Here is a 16,495-nt window from a genome sequence, read left to right on the forward strand (position 1 = left end):
CCTCCCTTTTGTCTGCCTGCGGGCTGCCGCGCGGCTACCGCTCGCGGCCGCCGATGATTCCCGGCGGGAAGCCGATCCCGCCGAGCGGGTCGTCGGTCCCGCCCGTGCCGCCCGGGTTTCCGCCCGTGGTCCCGGCGGTCTGCTGGCCGCCCGGCTGCCCGTCGCCGGGCTTGCCGTCGCGGCCCGGCCTGCCGGGCTTGCTGGGCTTGCCGGCGGCGGGCCTGCCGCCCGCGGCGGGGCTCGGGGTGTCGGGGATGTTCACGGTGGCGAAGCCGGGAGCCTCGCGGCCCGCGAGCGCGCCGGAGACCGCCTGCTTCCAGATCGGGCCGGGCAGCCCGCCGCCGAAGACCTTGTCGTAGTACCGGCCGCCGATGGTGATGTTCTCCATCGACACCTGCTTGGAGCCGCCGGAGCCGACCCAGGTCGCGCCGGACATGTTCGGGGTGTAACCGACGAACCAGGCGTTGTACCGGCTGTCGGTGGTACCGGTCTTGCCCGCGCTCTGGCGGTCGGTCAGGCCCGCCTGCTGGCCCGTACCGGAGTCGACCACGCCGAGCAGCAGCGTGTTGATGGTGTCGGCGGTCTTCTCCGACATCGCGCGGTCGCACTTGGACTTCGGCACCGTCAGCGCCTTGCCGTGCGAGTCGGTGATCGACTCGATGGCGACCGGGGTGCAGTACACGCCGCGGTTGGCGAAGGTGGCGTAGGCGTTGGCCATGGTCAGCGGGGACATGCCCTCGGTGCCGAGCGCGATGGCCGGGACCTCGGGGAGCTTGGTGCCGTTGGCCGGGATCACGCCGAGCTTGGTGGTCATCTCGGTGACGGGGCACAGGCCCATCTCGGAGATCATCTCCACGAAGTAGGTGTTGACCGACTTGGCCATCGCCTCCTTCATCCCGTACGGGCCGACCTCGGACTCGGTCTCGTTCTCCACCCGGTCCCTGGCCGTGTTGACCCAGGGCTTGACGCCGCAGGTCTGCACCGGGCTCGGATAGTCCATGTCGTAGGGGGCGTTGTACATCTTCGTCGGCGGCAGACCGCGCTCGATGGCGGAGGCCGCGACGAACGCCTTGAAGGTGGAGCCGGTCGGGAAGCCGAAGTTCGAGCCGCCCATCTTCTTGTCCACCGAGAAGTTGATCTGGGTCTCGTTCTTGCCGAAGCCGTACGGCTTGGACTGCCCCATGGCGAGGACCCGGCCGGTGCCGGGCTGGACGAGGGTGACGGCAGTCGCGACCTTGTCGTCCTGGTCGACGTGGTCCTTGATGGACTCGTTGACCGATTCCTGCGACTGCGGGTCCAGGGTCGTGCGGACCGTCAGGCCGCCCTGGTTCCAGACCTTCGCCCGCTCCTCGCGGGTCTTGCCGAAGGCGGTGTCGTCGAGGAACGTGTTGCGGACGTAGTCGCAGTAGAAGCCGGAGCCCTTGACGGCGGTGATGCAGCCGTTCTTCGGCTTGGTCACCTTCAGCTGGACCGGCTTCGCCTTCGCCGCGTCGGCCTCGGCCTGCGAGACGTCCTTTGTGTCGGCCATCCGCTGGAGGACGACGTTGCGGCGCTTCATCGCCTCCTGCGAGTCGTTCACCGGGTCGAACCGGCTCGGCGACTGCACCACGCCCGCCAGCAGCGCCGACTCGTCCAGGGTCAGGTCCTTGGCCGGCTTGCTGAAGTAGCGCTGGGCGGCGGATTCGATTCCGTACGCCTGCTGGCCGAAGTAGGTGATGTTGAGGTAGTTCTCGAGGATCTTCTTCTTCCCGAGCTCCTCCTCGACCTGGATCGAGTACTTCAGCTCGCGGATCTTTCGCCCGAGGCTCTTCTCCTGGGCCTCGCGCACCTTCGTCTCGTCGTCTCCGGCTTCCTCGACGAAGACGTTCTTGACGTACTGCTGCGTCAGCGTCGACGCGCCCTGTGCCGCGCCGCCCTCCTGGGCGTTGCGGTTGACCGCGCGCAGGATGCCCTTGAGGTCGACCGCGCCGTGCTCGTAGAAACGAGAGTCCTCGATCGCGACGATCGCCTTCTGCATGTACGGGGAGATGGCCGTGAGGGGGACCACCTGCCGGTCACGTGAATAGACCGTGGCGATCAAGCCACCCTCGGAGTCCAGAATCGTGGTGCGCTGGCTCAGTGGAGGCGTCTTGAGATTGGCCGGGATCTCATCGAACCCTTCGACCGTTCCCTTGGCCGCGAGACCCAGGGCGCCCGCGCCCGGGATCGCGATGCCCGCGAGCACAACTCCGGCGAGAACGGACACACCGAGGAACTTGGCGGCCTGCTGTGGCCCCGTGAGCCCGCCGCCCGAGCGCTTCTTTCCCATAGGGGGCAGCCTACGTTCTGATTCGCCGGACACGCGCGAATGCCTTGGCCTAAGCTGTCCTCAACTGTCACAGCAGTGCGGTGGGACATCAACCCCTCGGCTTGTTTTTCACCCTTCCCGAATGGGGTGGACGCATGTCCGAATCTCGCCTTCCGTGATCAGGTTGCCCCGCCGATTTCACCCGAATCGCCGGAATGGTCGGGCATGTCGCAGGATCACTCCGTCGGGTGATCTGCCGCTTACCCATAGTCCGTTCGGGCCATTCAAGATTGGGCCCGTCGGGGGTGTTGCACTGTGCCCACCTTCCGTAACGTCCTCAACTGGCAGCGGTGAATATGCCGCTACCGCCGTGGGGGAGCCTCGATTCGGGAGAGGACGGCGCCGGGATGGGCTGGGTTACCGACTGGAGTGCGCAGGCAGCCTGCCGCACTACCGATCCGGATGAACTGTTCGTTCAAGGAGCGGCACAGAACAGGGCCAAGGCGGTGTGCACCGGATGTCCGGTGCGGACCGAATGCCTGGCCGACGCGCTCGACAATCGTGTCGAGTTCGGAGTGTGGGGCGGAATGACCGAGCGGGAACGACGTGCGCTGCTGCGCCGGCGTCCCACCGTCACCTCGTGGCGGCGACTGCTCGAAACCGCGCGCACTGAGTACGAGCGCAGTACGGGCATCCTCACCGTGGATGTCGACGAGGAGATCGACGTTCCGTACGAGAGCTACGCGGCGGCCGGGTAGATCACCCGAGCCGTCCCGCGTACGGCCGCCCCCAGCCAGGGGGCCGCGTACGGACGCCTAAGCTCCGGCCGGAACCCCGGCCGCGAGTCGCTCTCCGATGGCCCGCAGCCCGGCGAGGTCGTGTACGTCGCCGGGCAGGGCGGCCACCTCGGCCACCGCCACTTCGGGGTGAAGCGAGGTGAAGCGGTCGCGCGTGCGCTGTTCGCGCGCGATCACCTGCATGCGCTCCGCGTGCAGGCGCAGCAGTCCTGCCGTGATCTCGTCCACGTCGGCGTCGCTGTCCGTGTCATGAAGTCCAGCATTCCCGGACTCCTGATCGACAATGCCGCCGTCCTCAAGATTCTCTGCCGCCGCCAACGCCCGCTCCGCGGACAGCTGGTCGGCGCCACTGCCGTGCACCCGGTTCAGTACGAGCCCGGCCAGCGGCATCCGTTCCGCGGCCAGCCGCTCGACGAAGTACGCCGCCTCGCGCAGGGCGTCCGCCTCGGGCGCGGCCACCACGAGGAAGGCCGTACCGGGAGCCTGTAGCAGCTGGAAGGTCGCGTCCGCGCGCGTGCGGAAGCCGCCGAACATGGTGTCCATGGCCGCCACGAAGGTCTGCACGTCCTTCAGCAGCGAGGCACCCATCAGCTTGCTCAGCGTGCCGGTCATCATCGACATGCCGACATTGAGGAACTTCATCCCCGCCCGGCCGCCCACCTTCGCCGGAGCCATCAGCACCCGGATGAACTTCCCGTCCAGGAAGGAGCCCAGGCGGCCCGGCGCGTCCAGGAAGTCCAGCGCGGACCGGCTCGGGGGCGTGTCCACGATGATCAGGTCCCAGTCGTCCCTGGAGCGCAGCTGCCCCAGCTTCTCCATCGCCATGTACTCCTGCGTGCCCGCGAAACCGGCCGACAGGGACTGGTAGAAGGGGTTGGCGAGGATGGCCTGCGCCCGCTCGGGATCCGAGTGGCCCTCGACGATCTCGTCGAAGGTCCGCTTCATGTCGAGCATCATGGCGTGCAGTTCGCCGCCGTCGCCCGACACCCCGGAGACCTTGCGCGGGGTGTTGTCGAGCGAGTCGATCCCCATCGACTGCGCCAGCCTGCGCGCGGGGTCGATGGTCAGGACGACCACCTTGCGCCCGCGCTCCGCCGCCCGCACCCCGAGCGCCGCCGCCGTCGTGGTCTTGCCGACCCCGCCGGCCCCGCAGCACACGATGATCCTGGTCCGCGGATCGTCCAGCAGCCCGTCCACGGCCAGCCGCGGCGGCGCCCCCATGCTCGCGTTCATGGCCTCGCTCATTCCTCGCCCACCTGCTTGCGCAGCTCCGCGGCGAGCCCGTAGAGCCCGGCCAGGTCCATTCCCGCCCCGAGCAGGGGGAGTTCGTACGCCGGAACGCCCAACTCCTCCAGCACGGCCCGCTGGGCGCGCTCCAGCTCCACGCGGCTCGCGTGCTCCACGGCCTGCGAGAGCAGCGGGTCCACCAGCCGCTCGGCCAGCCCGCCGCGCCGGGCACCGCCGAGACCGGCCCGGGACAGCGCCTTGGCCACGTCGGAGCGGTGCTCCCCGGCGGCGGCGCGCAGGGCGTCCTCGTCGAGGTGGTGCGGCCGGACCATGTTGACCACGACCCGCCCCACCGGCAGGCCCGCCTGCCGCAGTTCGGCGATCCCGTCCGCGGTCTCCTGCACGGGCATCTCCTCCAGCAGGGTGACCAGGTGCACGGCCGTCTCGGGGGACTTGAGGACCTTCATGACGGCCTGTGCCTGGTTGTGGATGGGCCCGAACCGGGCCAGGCCCGCCACCTCGTCGTTGACGTTCAGGAAGCGGGTGATCCGCCCGGTCGGCGGAGCGTCCATGATCACGTGGTCGTAGGCGTACCGGCCCGCCTTGTCCTTGCGGCGCACCGCCTCGCAGGCCTTGCCCGTCAGCAGGACGTCCCGCAGCCCCGGCGCGATGGTCGTCGCGAAGTCGATGGCGCCGAGCTTCTTGAGGGCCCGGCCGGCCGAGCCGAGCTTGTAGAACATCTGGAGGTAGTCGAGCAGCGCCCGCTCGGCGTCGATGGCGAGCGCGAACACCTCGCCGCCGCCCGAAGCCACGGCGATCTTCCGCTCCTCGTACGGGAGCGCCTCCGCGCCGAAGAGCTGCGCGAGGCCCTGCCTGCCCTCGACCTCCACCAGAAGTGTCCGCTTGCCCTCGCGCGCGAGGGCGAGCGCGAGTGCGGCGGCGACCGTGGTCTTGCCGGTGCCGCCCTTGCCGCTGACCACCTGGAGCCTGCTCACAGGGCACGAGCCTAATTCCTCCGGGGTGGCGGCGGTGGTGGCGGGGGGCCGCACGGCAGGCACTACCCTCGCTTCCATGACCAAGAAGTTCGAATACGCGACCGTCCCGCTGCTGGTCCACGCCACCAAGCAGATCCTTGACACCTGGGGCGAAGACGGCTGGGAGCTCGTCCAGGTCGTACCCGGGCCGAACAACCCCGAGCAGCTCGTGGCGTACCTGAAGCGGGAGAAGTCGGCATGAGCGGCGCCGTCGAGGCGAAGCTGGCCGAGCTCGGGCTGACGCTGCCCGAGGTCGTCCCGCCGCTGGCCACGTACCAGCCGGCCGTGCGGTCGGGCGCGTACGTGTACACCGCGGGCCAGCTCCCGATGGTCAAGGGCAGCCTGCCGGTCACCGGCAAGGTCGGCGCCGAGGTCTCGCCGGAGCAGGCCAAGGAGCTGGCCGCGACCTGCGCGCTCAACGCGCTGGCCGCGGTGAAGTCCGTCGTCGGCGACCTCGACAAGATCGCGCGTGTCGTGAAGGTCGTCGGCTTCATCGCCTCGGCCCCCGACTTCACCGGCCAGCCGGGCGTGTTGAACGGCGCGAGCGAGCTCCTGGGCGCGGTCCTCGGCGACCGCGGCGTCCACGCGCGCAGCGCGGTCGGCGTGATGGTGCTCCCGCTGGACGCGCCGGTCGAGATCGAGATCCAGGTAGAGCTGCTCCCTTCCTGACACGTTCCCCGCACGTCCCGAGGTCGCGCCGTCACAGTGGGGCCGGGCACCACTGTGACGACGCGGCCCTCCGCACGGGCCCGGTCGCGGCCCCCGGCGGGTGGCCCTCGAACATCGGGCCGGATGGCCGTAGCATCCCGCCATGCCGAATGGTCAGGAACACCAGCCGTCGCAGGACCCCGCCACCCCCGCCGGAGGCCAGTGGTATCCGCCGGAGTGGCCCGACCGCATCCGCGCGCTCGCCGACGGGGCCCTCACCCCGGTCCCGCCCAAGCGCGCCGCCACCGTCATGCTGCTGCGGGACGGCGAAGGCGACACCGGCCCCACCGTCCACATGCTCCGCCGGCGCGCCTCCATGGCCTTCGCCGGCGGCGCGTACGCGTACCCCGGCGGCGGTGTCGACCCCCGCGACGAGGACCGCGGCATCGGCTGGGCCGGCCCGAGCCGCCGCGACTGGGCCGACCGGATGGGTACCGACCCGGCCACCGCCCAGTCGATCGTGTGCGGAGCCGTCCGCGAGACCTTCGAGGAGGCCGGGGTCCTGCTCGCCGGCGAATCCGCGGACACCGTCGTCGGCGACACCACCGGCGACGAATGGGAGGCCGCCCGCGCGGCCCTCGTCGCCCGCGAGCTCTCCTTCGCCGAGTTCCTCGACCGCAGGGGCCTCGTCCTGCGCTCCGACCTCCTCGGCGCGTGGGCCCGCTGGATCACCCCGGAGTTCGAGCCGCGCCGCTACGACACCTGGTTCTTCGTCGCCGCCCTCCCGGAGGGCCAGCGCACGCGCAACGCCTCCACCGAGGCTGACCGCACGGTGTGGATCCGGCCCGCCGACGCAGCCGCCGGCTACGACAAGGGCGAGCTGCTGATGATGCCGCCCACCATCACCACCCTGCGCTCCCTGGAGCCGTACGCGAGCGCCGCCGAGGCCCTCGCCGCCGCCTCCGGGCAAGACCTGGCCCCGGTCCTGGCCCGGGCCGCCATGGAGGACGGAGAGCTGGTGCTCAGCTGGCCGGGCCACGACGAGTTCACCAAGCGCGTCCGCCTCGCGAGCCCCGGAGGAGCCCCCGCATGACCGACGCCGCAGCCCTGCCGGGCCAGCCCCGCGGAATGGTCGTCTCCGGACGCGCGACCGCCCGCGCCGTGAACATCCTGGCCCCGAACGCCTCCGCGATGACCCTCGACGGGACCAACACCTGGCTCGTCTCCGAGCCCGGCTCCGACCTGGCCGTCGTCATCGACCCGGGCCCGCTGGACGACGTACACCTGCGGGCGGTCATCGCCGCGGCCGAGGAGGCCGGCCAACGGGTCGCGCTCACCCTCCTCACCCACGGCCACCCCGACCACGCGGAGGGCGCCGCCCGCTTCGCCGAGCTGACCCGTACGAAGGTGCGCGCACTCGACCCCGCCGTGCGCCTCGGGGACGAGGGCCTCGCCGCCGGGGACGTCGTGCGCACCGGCGGACTGGAGCTGCGCGTGGTCCCGACCCCCGGCCACACCGCCGACTCGCTCTGCTTCCACCTGCCCGCCGACCGCGCGGTCCTGACCGGCGACACGATCCTGGGGCGCGGGACCACCGTCGTCGCGCACCCCGACGGGCGCCTGGGCGACTACCTGGACTCCCTGCGCCGGCTGCGGTCCCTGACGGTCGACGACGGGGTCCGCACGGTGCTCCCGGGCCACGGGCCGGTCCTGGACGACGCGCAGGGCGCGGTGGAGTACTACCTCGCCCACCGGGCGCACCGCCTCGCGCAGATCGAGACGGCCGTCGAGAACGGTCTGACCACCCCCGAGGCCGTCGTCGCGCACGTCTACGCGGATGTGGACCGCTCGCTGTGGCCCGCCGCGGAGTGGTCCGTACGGGCGCAGCTCGAGTACCTGCGGGACCACGGGCTGATCCCGGGGCGCCCGGAGTAGCCGGGACGGCTCAGGCCGGGATCCGGGGCGTCTTGGTCCCGTGCCGGGCCGCGTACTCGTCGGCGAGCCACGGCCCGAGGTCCTCCACGAATCCGCGCAGGACGGCCGGGTCCGCCACCGGGTCCAGCGCGGCGGCGGCCGCGGCCCGCATCTGGGCGGCACGCTCGGGGTAGTACCGCCCGAAGACCTCCGCGGACTCCACGAGGTCGCTGGTCCAGCCGCCCCACCGGGGCATGACCAGGGTGAACCCGGTCCGCACGAGGTGCCGCGAGAAGCTCCTGCAGAGCGTGCGGTACTCCTGCGGCGTGGCCGCGTCCTCGACCTTGGACCGCATCCGGGGCAGCAGGTCGGCCAGGTCGCCGTTGGTCTCGCGGGCGAGCAGGCTGTCCGGACGGTAGCGCGGCAGGTGCTCGGCGAGGTCGCCGCCGAGCAGCGGGGTGCACAGGCAGGCGAGGAACCAGCCCAGGTCGAAACGTTCCTGCTCGCTCAGCAGCCGGTCCTTGCCGTACAGCAGGATGCCGACCCCGTCGATCTCCGCGAAGTCCTCGTCGAGACCCCGTGCCAGCACCTCGGCGGTGTCGCGGTCCTGGTGCGCGGGCTCGTGCTGCAGGGCGATCAGCAGGTCCAGGTCGGACCGCCCGGGCCGGGCGGTGCCGCGCGGCACCGAACCGTAGAGGTAGGCGCTGTGCAGCCGCCGTCCGTACGCCTCCCCGATCCGCTCGCGCGCGGCGGCGACGACCCCCTTGAACTGCGCCCGCACCTGTCCGAGGGACCCCTCGCGCTCGAAGCACCCGTAGGCGTCCAGACCTTTGTGCTCCATGGGTCCACTGTGCCCCAGGCCCGGTCGGATCCGGCCGGGCGGCCTTCGAGCGGGCCCGGAGGCGGACGCCTCGGGGGGACGCGGGCCACGCGAAAGGGCCCCGCCCGAGGTACGGGCAGGACCCTTCACGAAGCCGTATGCGTCAGCGCGAGCGCTTCGCCAGCCGTTCCACGTCCAGCAGGATCACCGCGCGCGCCTCCAGGCGGAGCCAGCCGCGGCCCGCGAAGTCGGCCAGCGCCTTGTTCACGGTCTCGCGCGACGCTCCGACGAGCTGCGCGAGCTCCTCCTGCGTGAGGTCGTGCACGACGTGGATGCCTTCCTCCGACTGCACGCCGAAGCGGCGCGACAGGTCGAGGAGGGCGCGGGCCACACGGCCCGGTACGTCCGAGAAGACCAGGTCGGACATCTGGTCGTTGGTCTTGCGCAGGCGCCGGGCGACGGCGCGCAGCAGCGCGGTGGCCACCTCGGGCCGTGCGTTCAGCCAGGGCTGGAGGTCGCCGTGGCCGAGGCCCAGCAGCTTGACCTCGGTCAGCGCGGTCGCGGTGGCGGTGCGCGGGCCCGGGTCGAACAGCGACAGCTCGCCGATCAGCTCGCCGGGGCCGAGGACGGCCAGCATGTTCTCGCGGCCGTCGGGGGAGGTGCGGTGCAGCTTCACCTTGCCCTCGGTGACGACATAGAGCCGGTCACCTTGGTCGCCCTCGTGGAACAGGGCGTCACCGCGCGCGAGGGTCACCTCGCCCATGGAGGCGCGGAGCTCCGCGGCCTGCTCGTCATCGAGCGCCGCGAAGAGCGGGGCACGCCGCAGTACGTCGTCCACGAGTCTCTCTCCTATGTCGACCGGCCAGGGGATCGCTCCCCCATTTTGCCGGACGGCTCAAACAGTGCGATCAATCACGTTCATCACAAGGATGCCGGACGTACGGGTGTGCTGTGCGGCGAGGGGCCGATCGGGGTGGTGTTACCTGAGGTCCTGGGCGGGTGTCGGCGCTCGGCCCCGGACCGACCGGGTGTCCAACAGGCCGGTGGGGGCCCCGTCCATGGGGTGCGGAGGAGTGATGGGGACGAAAGATTCAGCCGTGGGCGAACATACCGCGACTTTGGTCCCTCCGGAGCCTTCGCCCCCGCTTCCGGGCAAAGCTTCGGCCAAGAAACCCCGCCGGGGCGGGGATCCCGTCCGGCCACGGGCGGCGGGCTGTCCGGCGTAGCCTTCGGGGATGGCAGAGAGCAAGGTCAAGAAGGCCGGGACGAAGCCGGAGAGCCGTCTGGCGATGGTGCGGCGGGCGCGCAGGATCAACCGCGAGCTCGCGGAGCTCTACCCGTACGCCCATCCGGAGCTCGACTTCCGCAACCCCTTCGAACTCCTGGTCGCCACCGTCCTGTCCGCGCAGACCACCGACCTGCGCGTGAACCAGACGACCCCGGCCCTCTTCGCCGCCTACCCGACGCCCGAGGACATGGCCGCCGCCGCCCCCGAGGCGCTGGAGGAGCTCATCCGGCCGACCGGGTTCTTCCGGGCGAAGTCGAAGGCCCTCCTCGGCCTCTCCCAGGCCCTGCGCGACAACTTCGGCGGCGAGGTCCCGGGCCGGATCCAGGACCTCGTGACGCTCCCCGGGGTCGGCCGCAAGACCGCGAACGTCGTCCTCGGCAATGCGTTCGGAGTCCCAGGGATCACGGTCGACACCCACTTCGGCCGGCTGGTGCGGCGCTGGAAGTGGACCGAGCAGGAGGACCCGGAGAAGGTCGAGGCGGAGATCTGCGCGATCTTCCCCAAGAGCGAGTGGACGATGCTCTCGCACCGCGTGGTCTTCCACGGCCGACGGATCTGCCACTCGCGCAGGCCCGCCTGCGGCGCCTGCCCGATCGCCCCGCTCTGCCCGTCCTACGGGGAGGGCGAGACCGACCCGGAGAAGGCGGCCAAGCTGCTGAAGTACGAGAAGGGCGGCCGCCCGGGGCAGCGCCTGAGCCCGCCGCCGGACTACCCGGGCCTGCCGGCCCAGCCGCTGGGCGCGGACAGGGCCTGACGCGGTCCGCGGAGGAACGAATCCGGCCCGGGGCGGCGTTGTCCCGGTGGCGGCGACAACTGGGAGCAGGGGTGCCTATGACGCGCGGAACGCGGGACGAGAGCGTGGCCGAGGCGGACGCGCCGCCGGAGCACGTCCACGACGACCACCGGGGCACGGCCCGGCTCCAGGGCCACGGCCGGGACGCCGACCGGGGCGCGGTCCAGGGCGGGGGTCCCGGCCCGGCGGCGTACGAGGGCCACGGCCCGTACGGTGCCCCGCGCGCCGGGAGCACCGGCAGCACCGAGCTCCGCGTACAGGGCCTGCCCGGCTGGCTGGACCCCGTCGTCGAGGCGGCCCGGACGGTACGCCCCACCGAGCTCAGCCGGTTCCTGCCGCCCGAGGACGGCGGTGGCCGCCAGTCCGCCGTGCTCATCCTCTTCGGCGAGGGCCCCCGCGGCCCCGAGCTGCTGCTCATCGAGCGCGCCGGGACCCTGCGCTCCCATCCCGGCCAGCCCTCCTTCCCGGGCGGCGCCCTCGACCCCGAGGACGGCGACCCGCACACCACCGGCCCGCTGCGCGCCGCCCTGCGCGAGGCGGAGGAGGAGACCGGCCTGGACCCGGCCGGCGTCCAGCTCTTCGGGGCGCTGCCCCGGCTCTACATCCCGGTCAGCGGGTTCGTCGTGACCCCGGTGCTGGGCTGGTGGCGCGCCCCCAGCCCGGTCGGCGTCGTCGACCCGGCCGAGACCGCCCGCGTCTTCACGGTTCCCGTGGCCGATCTCACGGACCCCGAGCACCGGGTCACCGTGGTCCACCCCGGCGGCTTCCAGGGTCCGGCCTTCACCGTCGAGTCGGCCCTGGTCTGGGGTTTCACCGCCGGAGTGATCGACCGGATCCTGCACTTCGCGGGCTGGGAGCTGCCGTGGGACCGGTCCCGCCAGGTCCCGCTCGACTGGCGCTCATGAGACGGTGGCACACGTGAACGTGCTGGACATCCTGTTGCTGCTCGCCGCCGTATGGTTCGCGATCGTCGGCTACCGCCAGGGGTTCGTCGTCGGCGTCCTGTCGGTGATCGGCTTCCTCGGCGGTGGCCTCGTCGCCGTGTCCTTGCTGCCCCTGATCTGGGACCGGGTCACCGACAACGGCACCCAGGTGTCCACCACGGTCGTCGTCATCGCCGTCGTCGCGATCATCATCTGCGCCTCGATCGGCCAGGCGCTGACCACCCATCTGGGCAGCAAGCTGCGCCGCCACATCACCTGGTCCCCGGCCCGCGCGCTCGACGCGACGGGCGGTGCCCTGGTGAACGTGGTCGCGATGCTGCTGGTGGCCTGGCTGATCGGTTCTGCTCTCGCCGGCACGTCACTTCCCACCCTGGGCAAGGAAGTCCGCAACTCCAAGGTCCTCCTCGGCGTGTCGCGGGTGCTCCCGGCGCAGGCGAACACCTGGTTCTCGGACTTCAGTTCCACCCTCGCCCGCAACGGCTTCCCGCAGGTTTTCAGCCCGTTCTCCAACGAGCCGATCACCGAGGTCAAGGCACCCGATCCGGGGCTCGAGCGCAGTCCCGTGACCGAGCGTGCCAAGCAGTCGATCGTGAAGGTCGTCGGCACCGCGCCCGCGTGCAGCAAGGTGCTGGAGGGCACCGGCTTCGTCTTCGCGCCGGGCAAGGTGATGACCAACGCGCATGTCGTCGGCGGGGTCGGCGAGCCGACCGTGCAGGTCGGCGGCGAGGGCAGGGTCTACGACGGCAAGGTCGTGCTCTACGACTGGGAGCGCGACATCGCCGTCCTGGACGTGCCCAAGCTGAGGGCGCCCGCCCTGGAGTTCAGCGACAAGGACGCGACCAGCGGCAGCGACGCCATCGTCGCCGGCTTCCCGGAGAACGGCGCGTACGACGTCCGCGCGGCCCGTGTCCGGGGCCGGATCAACGCCAACGGCCCGGACATCTACCACCGGGGGACCGTGCGCCGGGACGTCTACTCCCTGTACGCGACGGTCCGCCAGGGCAACTCCGGCGGCCCGCTGCTGACGCCCGAGGGCAAGGTGTACGGGGTCGTCTTCGCGAAGTCCCTCGACGACCCCAACACCGGCTACGCCCTGACGGCGGACGAGATCCGCGACGACATCAGGATCGGCAAGACGGCCGACCGGCGGGTCGAGAGTCAGGGCTGCGCCCTCTGACGGCTCCCGTACGGGGCCCTGCGGCGGTTCGCGGGGCTCCCGGGGTCCGCCCGGCCCTCCGGGTGTCTGCCCCCGCTCCACGGGCGCCTGCCGGCCCTGAGGTGTCTACGTGCGCTGGTGCCGCAGTCGCGCAGACACCCAGCGGGCCCGGCGGCGCAGGATGTGCGGAATCCCGAGTCGGAGGTCGTGGCCGTCCTGGCCGTGCCCCCTGTGCGTGCTCGGCGTGACCGTCGAGCGGCTTTCGTGTGCGGTGTCACCGTAGTCGTGCGTCCAGCTCATACTCCGAGCTCTGCCCGGGCCCCAAGGTCGGTAATCGCGTTGGAGGCGGCCAATTGGCCTATGCGCCAGGCAATTGAATGGTTGTCACATAAGCCACCCCACGCGTCACGCCCCGTGCCACCGACCGTGCTCAGCGGTCCGGCTCGGGATCCTTCAGCCAGTTGATCAGCTCGGTCGAGAAGGCGGTCGGGTCCTCCTCGTGCGGGAAGTGCCCGAGCCCGTCGAACAGCCGCCAGCGGTAGGGGGCTTCGACGTACTGCCCGGAACCGGCCGCACTGCGCGTGCGCATCACCGGGTCGAGCGAGCCGTGCAGGTGCAGCGTCGGGACCCGCACCGGGCGCTTCATGCGCCGGTTGAACTGCAGTCCGTCGGGCCGGGCCATCGACCGCATCATCCAGCGGTACGGCTCCACCGAGCAGTGCGCGGTGGACGGGATGCACATCGCCCGCCGGTACACCGCGACGTCGTCCTCCTCGGGCAGCCAGGGCCCCGACCAGTCGCGGATCAGCTCCCCGACGAGCGCGCCGTCGTCGGCGACGAGCTGACGCTCGGGCACGAACGGGCGCTGGAAGCCCCAGATGTGCGAACTGGCGCGGGTCTGCCCGAAGTCGGACAGCATTGCCGAGCGCCAGCGGCGCGGGTGCGGCATCGAGGACACCACCAGCCGGCGCACCAGCTTGGGCCGCATCACCGCCGCCGTCCAGGCGAGGTAGCCGCCCAGGTCGTGCCCCACCAGGGCGGCGTCGGGCTCGCCGAGGGACCGTACGACCCCCGTGATGTCGAGCGCCAGGTTGGCCGGGTCGTAGCCGCGCGGGGTGCGGTCGCTGCCGCCCACCCCGCGCAGGTCCATCGCGACCGCCCGGTAGCCGGCGTCGGCGAGGGCCGTCAGCTGGTGCCGCCACGTCCACCAGAACTGCGGGAAGCCGTGCAGGAGCAGCACCAGCGGCCCGTCGCCTACCTCGGCGACGTGGAACCTCGCGCCGTTGGCCGCGACGTCCCGGTGCGTCACCGTCCGCCCGCCGGGCACGTCGAGCCGTACCGCCGAGGCGGTGGTGGGGGGAGTGCCGGACGGGCCGGATGCCGGGGAGGGCGCTGTCATGAAGACGAGCGTGCCACACCCACGGCCTGATCACTGACCGGCCGCGGGTGCGGCTTGACCGTCCCGACGAGCGCCGCGGTCTGCTTGACCGAGGCGATGGACCTCTCCGGCGGCCTGACCTTCTTGAACTTCCTGACGGCGAGCAGCGCGAGCAGGCCGGCCAGCAGCAGGAACGCCACACCGACGATCAGGAAGGACCAGGCCAGCCCGAGCCCGAGGTTGTGGATCCCGTAGGCCGCGGCGAAGCTCAGTACGGGGAGGGAGAAGAGCGCGAACACTCCTGCGATGGCGCCCGCGGTGCCACCGATGCCCACCCGCTTGACGTCCTGGCGGATCTCCACCTTGGCGAGGGCGATCTCATCGTGCACCAGGGCGGACATCTCGGCGGTGGCCGAGGCGACCAGCTGACCGAGTGTGCGCTCGGCTCCTGGGGCCCCTTGGTCCACTGCGCTCATCGCTCTCTCCCTCTGTCGTCCGTCGGCGACGGCTGTCCTCCGTCACTCAGATCATGCCGGACGGCCGCCGTCGGTGCTGGACCCGCCCGCTGCGGCGCCGCCGGATCCGGCCGCCGCGGCCCCGGTCGCTGCGGCCCTGCGCAGGTGCTCCGCCGCCTTGGCCTCGTAGATCTTCGCCATCCGCAGGTGGTACTCCGGGTTGTCCTGCTCGTAGACGTCCGGGATGCCGTCGAGGTCCTCGTCGAGCTCCTCGGCCTCGGTGAGCGCCCTGTACTTGCGGTTGCGCAGCTTGAGCATGACGCAGGCGACCATCGCGGCGATGAACGAGCCGATCAGGACGGCGGCCTTGACCTCGTCGGTGAGGACGGGGTCGTCGGTGAAGGCGAGTTCGCCGATGAGGAGCGAGACGGTGAAGCCGATGCCCGCGAGCGTGGCGACGGCGAGCACGTCCGGCCAGGCGAGGTCCTCGTTCAGCTCCGCCTTGGTGAAGCGGGCGGCGAGCCAGGTGCCGCCGAAGATGCCGACGGTCTTGCCGACGACCAGGCCGAGGACCACACCGAGCGTCTCGGGCCGGGTGAAGACCTGGGCGATGGCCTCGTCGGAGAGGGAGACGCCGGCCGAGAAGAGGGCGAAGAGCGGGACGGCGAGGCCCGCCGAGACGGGCCGGACCAGGTGCTCGATGTGCTCGCCGGGGGAGTGGTCCTCACCCTCCTCGCGGTGGCAGCGCAGCATCAGGCCCATGGCGACGCCGGCGATGGTGGAGTGGACGCCGCTGTTGTACATCAGGCCCCAGATCACCAGGGCGAGCGGGACGTAGACGTACCAGCCGCGGACGCGGACGCGGAGCAGGAACCAGAAGAGGACGAGGCCGGCGAGAGCGCCGCCGAGCGCCAGGAAGTCGATCTCGCTGGTGAAGAACACCGCGATGATCATGATGGCGAAGAGGTCGTCCACGACGGCCAGCGTCAGCAGGAAGGCGCGCAGGGCGGACGGCAGCGAGGTGCCGATGACGGCGAGCACGGCGAGTGCGAAGGCGATGTCGGTGGCGGTCGGGACCGCCCAGCCGTCCATCGAGCCGTCACCGAGCACGTTGACCAGTACGTAGACCAGCGCGGGTACGGCCATGCCGCAGAGGGCCGCGATCACCGGGAGCGCGGCCGCCTTCGCGTCGCGCAGGTCGCCCGCGACGAGCTCGCGCTTGAGCTCGATGCCCGCGACGAAGAAGAAGATGGCGAGCAGGCCGTCGGCTGCCCAGTGCTGGAGCGAGAGGTCCAGACCGAGGGAGGCGGGGCCGATGTGGAACGAGCGGACACTGTCGTAGCCGGCCGAGACGGCCGGGACGTTCGCCCAGACGAGGGCTGCGATCGCGGCCACGAGGAGCAGTACGCCGCCGACCGTCTCGGCACGCAGGGCGTCGGCCACGAAGCGGCGCTCCGGCAGCGAGAGGCGGCCGAGGAACTTGCGGCTGTGGCGGTCGGTGGGGGTGGGCGCGGCCACGAGTGGCACCTCCGGGGTGGTGGACGGCATGACGAAGCACGTTGCCGACCAGACTTCCCGGCGCACCCTGTGGAGCGATCATTTACGCTTCGGAGACCCTACAGGGTGCACGCGAGGATGTATCCGGCGATCTTCACTTTATGTGCGAAAAGGGCATCCGGCGCGCTGCGCCGAATGCCCCTCCCACCGTGTCGTACGGGTCGCACGCACGGCCCGCGTACGGGTCGAGCCGCTGC

Annotated in this window: 16 protein-coding genes; 8 read left to right on the forward strand and 8 right to left on the reverse strand. The window is 71.5% G+C overall.

Annotated elements, in window-relative coordinates:
* Nucleotides 1-34: 34 nt before the first annotated feature.
* The gene (locus ACFWBY_RS27980; RefSeq protein WP_385330968.1) at nt 35-2,308 is read right to left on the reverse strand and encodes a transglycosylase domain-containing protein; all 2,274 of its coding nucleotides are present in this window, start codon (nt 2,306-2,308) and stop codon (nt 35-37) included.
* A gap of 386 nt (nt 2,309-2,694) precedes the next feature.
* Here ACFWBY_RS27980 and ACFWBY_RS27985 point away from each other — a divergent pair, with 386 nt between their 5' ends.
* On the forward strand, nt 2,695-3,045 hold the full coding sequence (locus ACFWBY_RS27985) for a WhiB family transcriptional regulator (RefSeq protein ID WP_385331324.1): 351 nt from the start codon (nt 2,695-2,697) through the stop codon (nt 3,043-3,045).
* Between the two features lie 57 nt (nt 3,046-3,102).
* Here ACFWBY_RS27985 and ACFWBY_RS27990 read toward each other — a convergent pair whose 3' ends face one another.
* Both ACFWBY_RS27990 and ACFWBY_RS27995 read right to left on the reverse strand, forming a co-directional pair.
* Nucleotides 3,103-4,329 (reverse strand): ArsA family ATPase, encoded by a 1,227-nt coding sequence (locus ACFWBY_RS27990; RefSeq protein WP_385330971.1) that lies wholly within the window; start codon nt 4,327-4,329, stop codon nt 3,103-3,105.
* Nucleotides 4,326-5,306 carry an ArsA family ATPase gene (locus ACFWBY_RS27995; protein WP_385330974.1) on the reverse strand — a complete coding sequence of 327 codons (981 nt, stop codon included), beginning with the start codon at nt 5,304-5,306 and terminating at the stop codon, nt 4,326-4,328. Before ACFWBY_RS27995 ends, ACFWBY_RS27990 begins: the two co-directional genes overlap by 4 nt.
* Nucleotides 5,307-5,382: 76 nt before the next feature.
* On the opposite strand from ACFWBY_RS27995, the gene ACFWBY_RS28000 reads away from it, so the two are divergent.
* The 4 genes from ACFWBY_RS28000 (at nt 5,383) to ACFWBY_RS28015 (ending at nt 7,928) form a co-directional block, all read left to right on the forward strand.
* Nucleotides 5,383-5,547: a DUF4177 domain-containing protein gene (locus ACFWBY_RS28000; RefSeq protein WP_107089134.1), complete on the forward strand. Its 165-nt coding sequence runs from the start codon at nt 5,383-5,385 to the stop codon at nt 5,545-5,547.
* On the forward strand, nt 5,544-6,014 hold the full coding sequence (locus ACFWBY_RS28005) for a RidA family protein (protein ID WP_385330977.1): 471 nt from the start codon (nt 5,544-5,546) through the stop codon (nt 6,012-6,014). The genes ACFWBY_RS28000 and ACFWBY_RS28005 overlap by 4 nt, the downstream gene beginning before the upstream one ends.
* A 142-nt stretch (nt 6,015-6,156) precedes the next feature.
* The gene (locus ACFWBY_RS28010; protein WP_385330979.1) at nt 6,157-7,086 is read left to right on the forward strand and encodes an NUDIX hydrolase; all 930 of its coding nucleotides are present in this window, start codon (nt 6,157-6,159) and stop codon (nt 7,084-7,086) included.
* Nucleotides 7,083-7,928, forward strand: coding sequence for an MBL fold metallo-hydrolase (locus ACFWBY_RS28015; RefSeq protein WP_385330982.1), 846 nt, complete (start codon nt 7,083-7,085; stop codon nt 7,926-7,928). Before ACFWBY_RS28010 ends, ACFWBY_RS28015 begins: the two co-directional genes overlap by 4 nt.
* A gap of 10 nt (nt 7,929-7,938) precedes the next feature.
* Here the strand turns inward: ACFWBY_RS28015 and ACFWBY_RS28020 are convergent, their stop codons facing one another.
* Together ACFWBY_RS28020 and ACFWBY_RS28025 are read right to left on the reverse strand one after the other, a co-directional pair.
* Nucleotides 7,939-8,748 carry a nucleotidyltransferase domain-containing protein gene (locus ACFWBY_RS28020; RefSeq protein WP_385330985.1) on the reverse strand — a complete coding sequence of 270 codons (810 nt, stop codon included), beginning with the start codon at nt 8,746-8,748 and terminating at the stop codon, nt 7,939-7,941.
* Between the two features lie 142 nt (nt 8,749-8,890).
* Nucleotides 8,891-9,565 carry a Crp/Fnr family transcriptional regulator gene (locus ACFWBY_RS28025; RefSeq protein WP_385330988.1) on the reverse strand — a complete coding sequence of 225 codons (675 nt, stop codon included), beginning with the start codon at nt 9,563-9,565 and terminating at the stop codon, nt 8,891-8,893.
* Between the two features lie 397 nt (nt 9,566-9,962).
* On the opposite strand from ACFWBY_RS28025, the gene nth reads away from it, so the two are divergent.
* The 3 genes from nth to ACFWBY_RS28040 all read left to right on the forward strand — a co-directional run bounded on the left by nth (nt 9,963) and on the right by ACFWBY_RS28040 (nt 12,929).
* Nucleotides 9,963-10,769 (forward strand): endonuclease III, encoded by an 807-nt coding sequence (gene nth, locus ACFWBY_RS28030; protein ID WP_385330991.1) that lies wholly within the window; start codon nt 9,963-9,965, stop codon nt 10,767-10,769.
* A gap of 77 nt (nt 10,770-10,846) precedes the next feature.
* On the forward strand, nt 10,847-11,713 hold the full coding sequence (locus ACFWBY_RS28035) for an NUDIX hydrolase (protein WP_385330994.1): 867 nt from the start codon (nt 10,847-10,849) through the stop codon (nt 11,711-11,713).
* A gap of 13 nt (nt 11,714-11,726) precedes the next feature.
* A complete protein-coding gene (locus ACFWBY_RS28040; protein ID WP_385330997.1) occupies nt 11,727-12,929 on the forward strand; it encodes a MarP family serine protease in 1,203 nt (400 codons plus the stop codon).
* Between the two features lie 409 nt (nt 12,930-13,338).
* Here the strand turns inward: ACFWBY_RS28040 and ACFWBY_RS28045 are convergent, their stop codons facing one another.
* Genes ACFWBY_RS28045 through nhaA form a run of 3 tightly spaced genes read right to left on the reverse strand, consistent with a single transcriptional unit; the run spans nt 13,339 to nt 16,289 of the window.
* Nucleotides 13,339-14,307, reverse strand: a complete 969-nt coding sequence (locus ACFWBY_RS28045) for an alpha/beta fold hydrolase (RefSeq protein ID WP_385331000.1) — start codon at nt 14,305-14,307, stop codon at nt 13,339-13,341.
* On the reverse strand, nt 14,304-14,762 hold the full coding sequence (locus tag ACFWBY_RS28050; protein WP_385331003.1) for a phage holin family protein: 459 nt from the start codon (nt 14,760-14,762) through the stop codon (nt 14,304-14,306). The genes ACFWBY_RS28045 and ACFWBY_RS28050 overlap by 4 nt, the downstream gene beginning before the upstream one ends.
* A 51-nt stretch (nt 14,763-14,813) precedes the next feature.
* Nucleotides 14,814-16,289: a Na+/H+ antiporter NhaA gene (gene nhaA / locus ACFWBY_RS28055; RefSeq protein ID WP_385331006.1), complete on the reverse strand. Its 1,476-nt coding sequence runs from the start codon at nt 16,287-16,289 to the stop codon at nt 14,814-14,816.
* Nucleotides 16,290-16,495: the final 206 nt, after the last annotated feature.

The organism is Streptomyces sp. NPDC060049, assembly GCF_042736715.1.
In the GTDB taxonomy this organism is placed as follows: domain Bacteria; phylum Actinomycetota; class Actinomycetes; order Streptomycetales; family Streptomycetaceae; genus Streptomyces.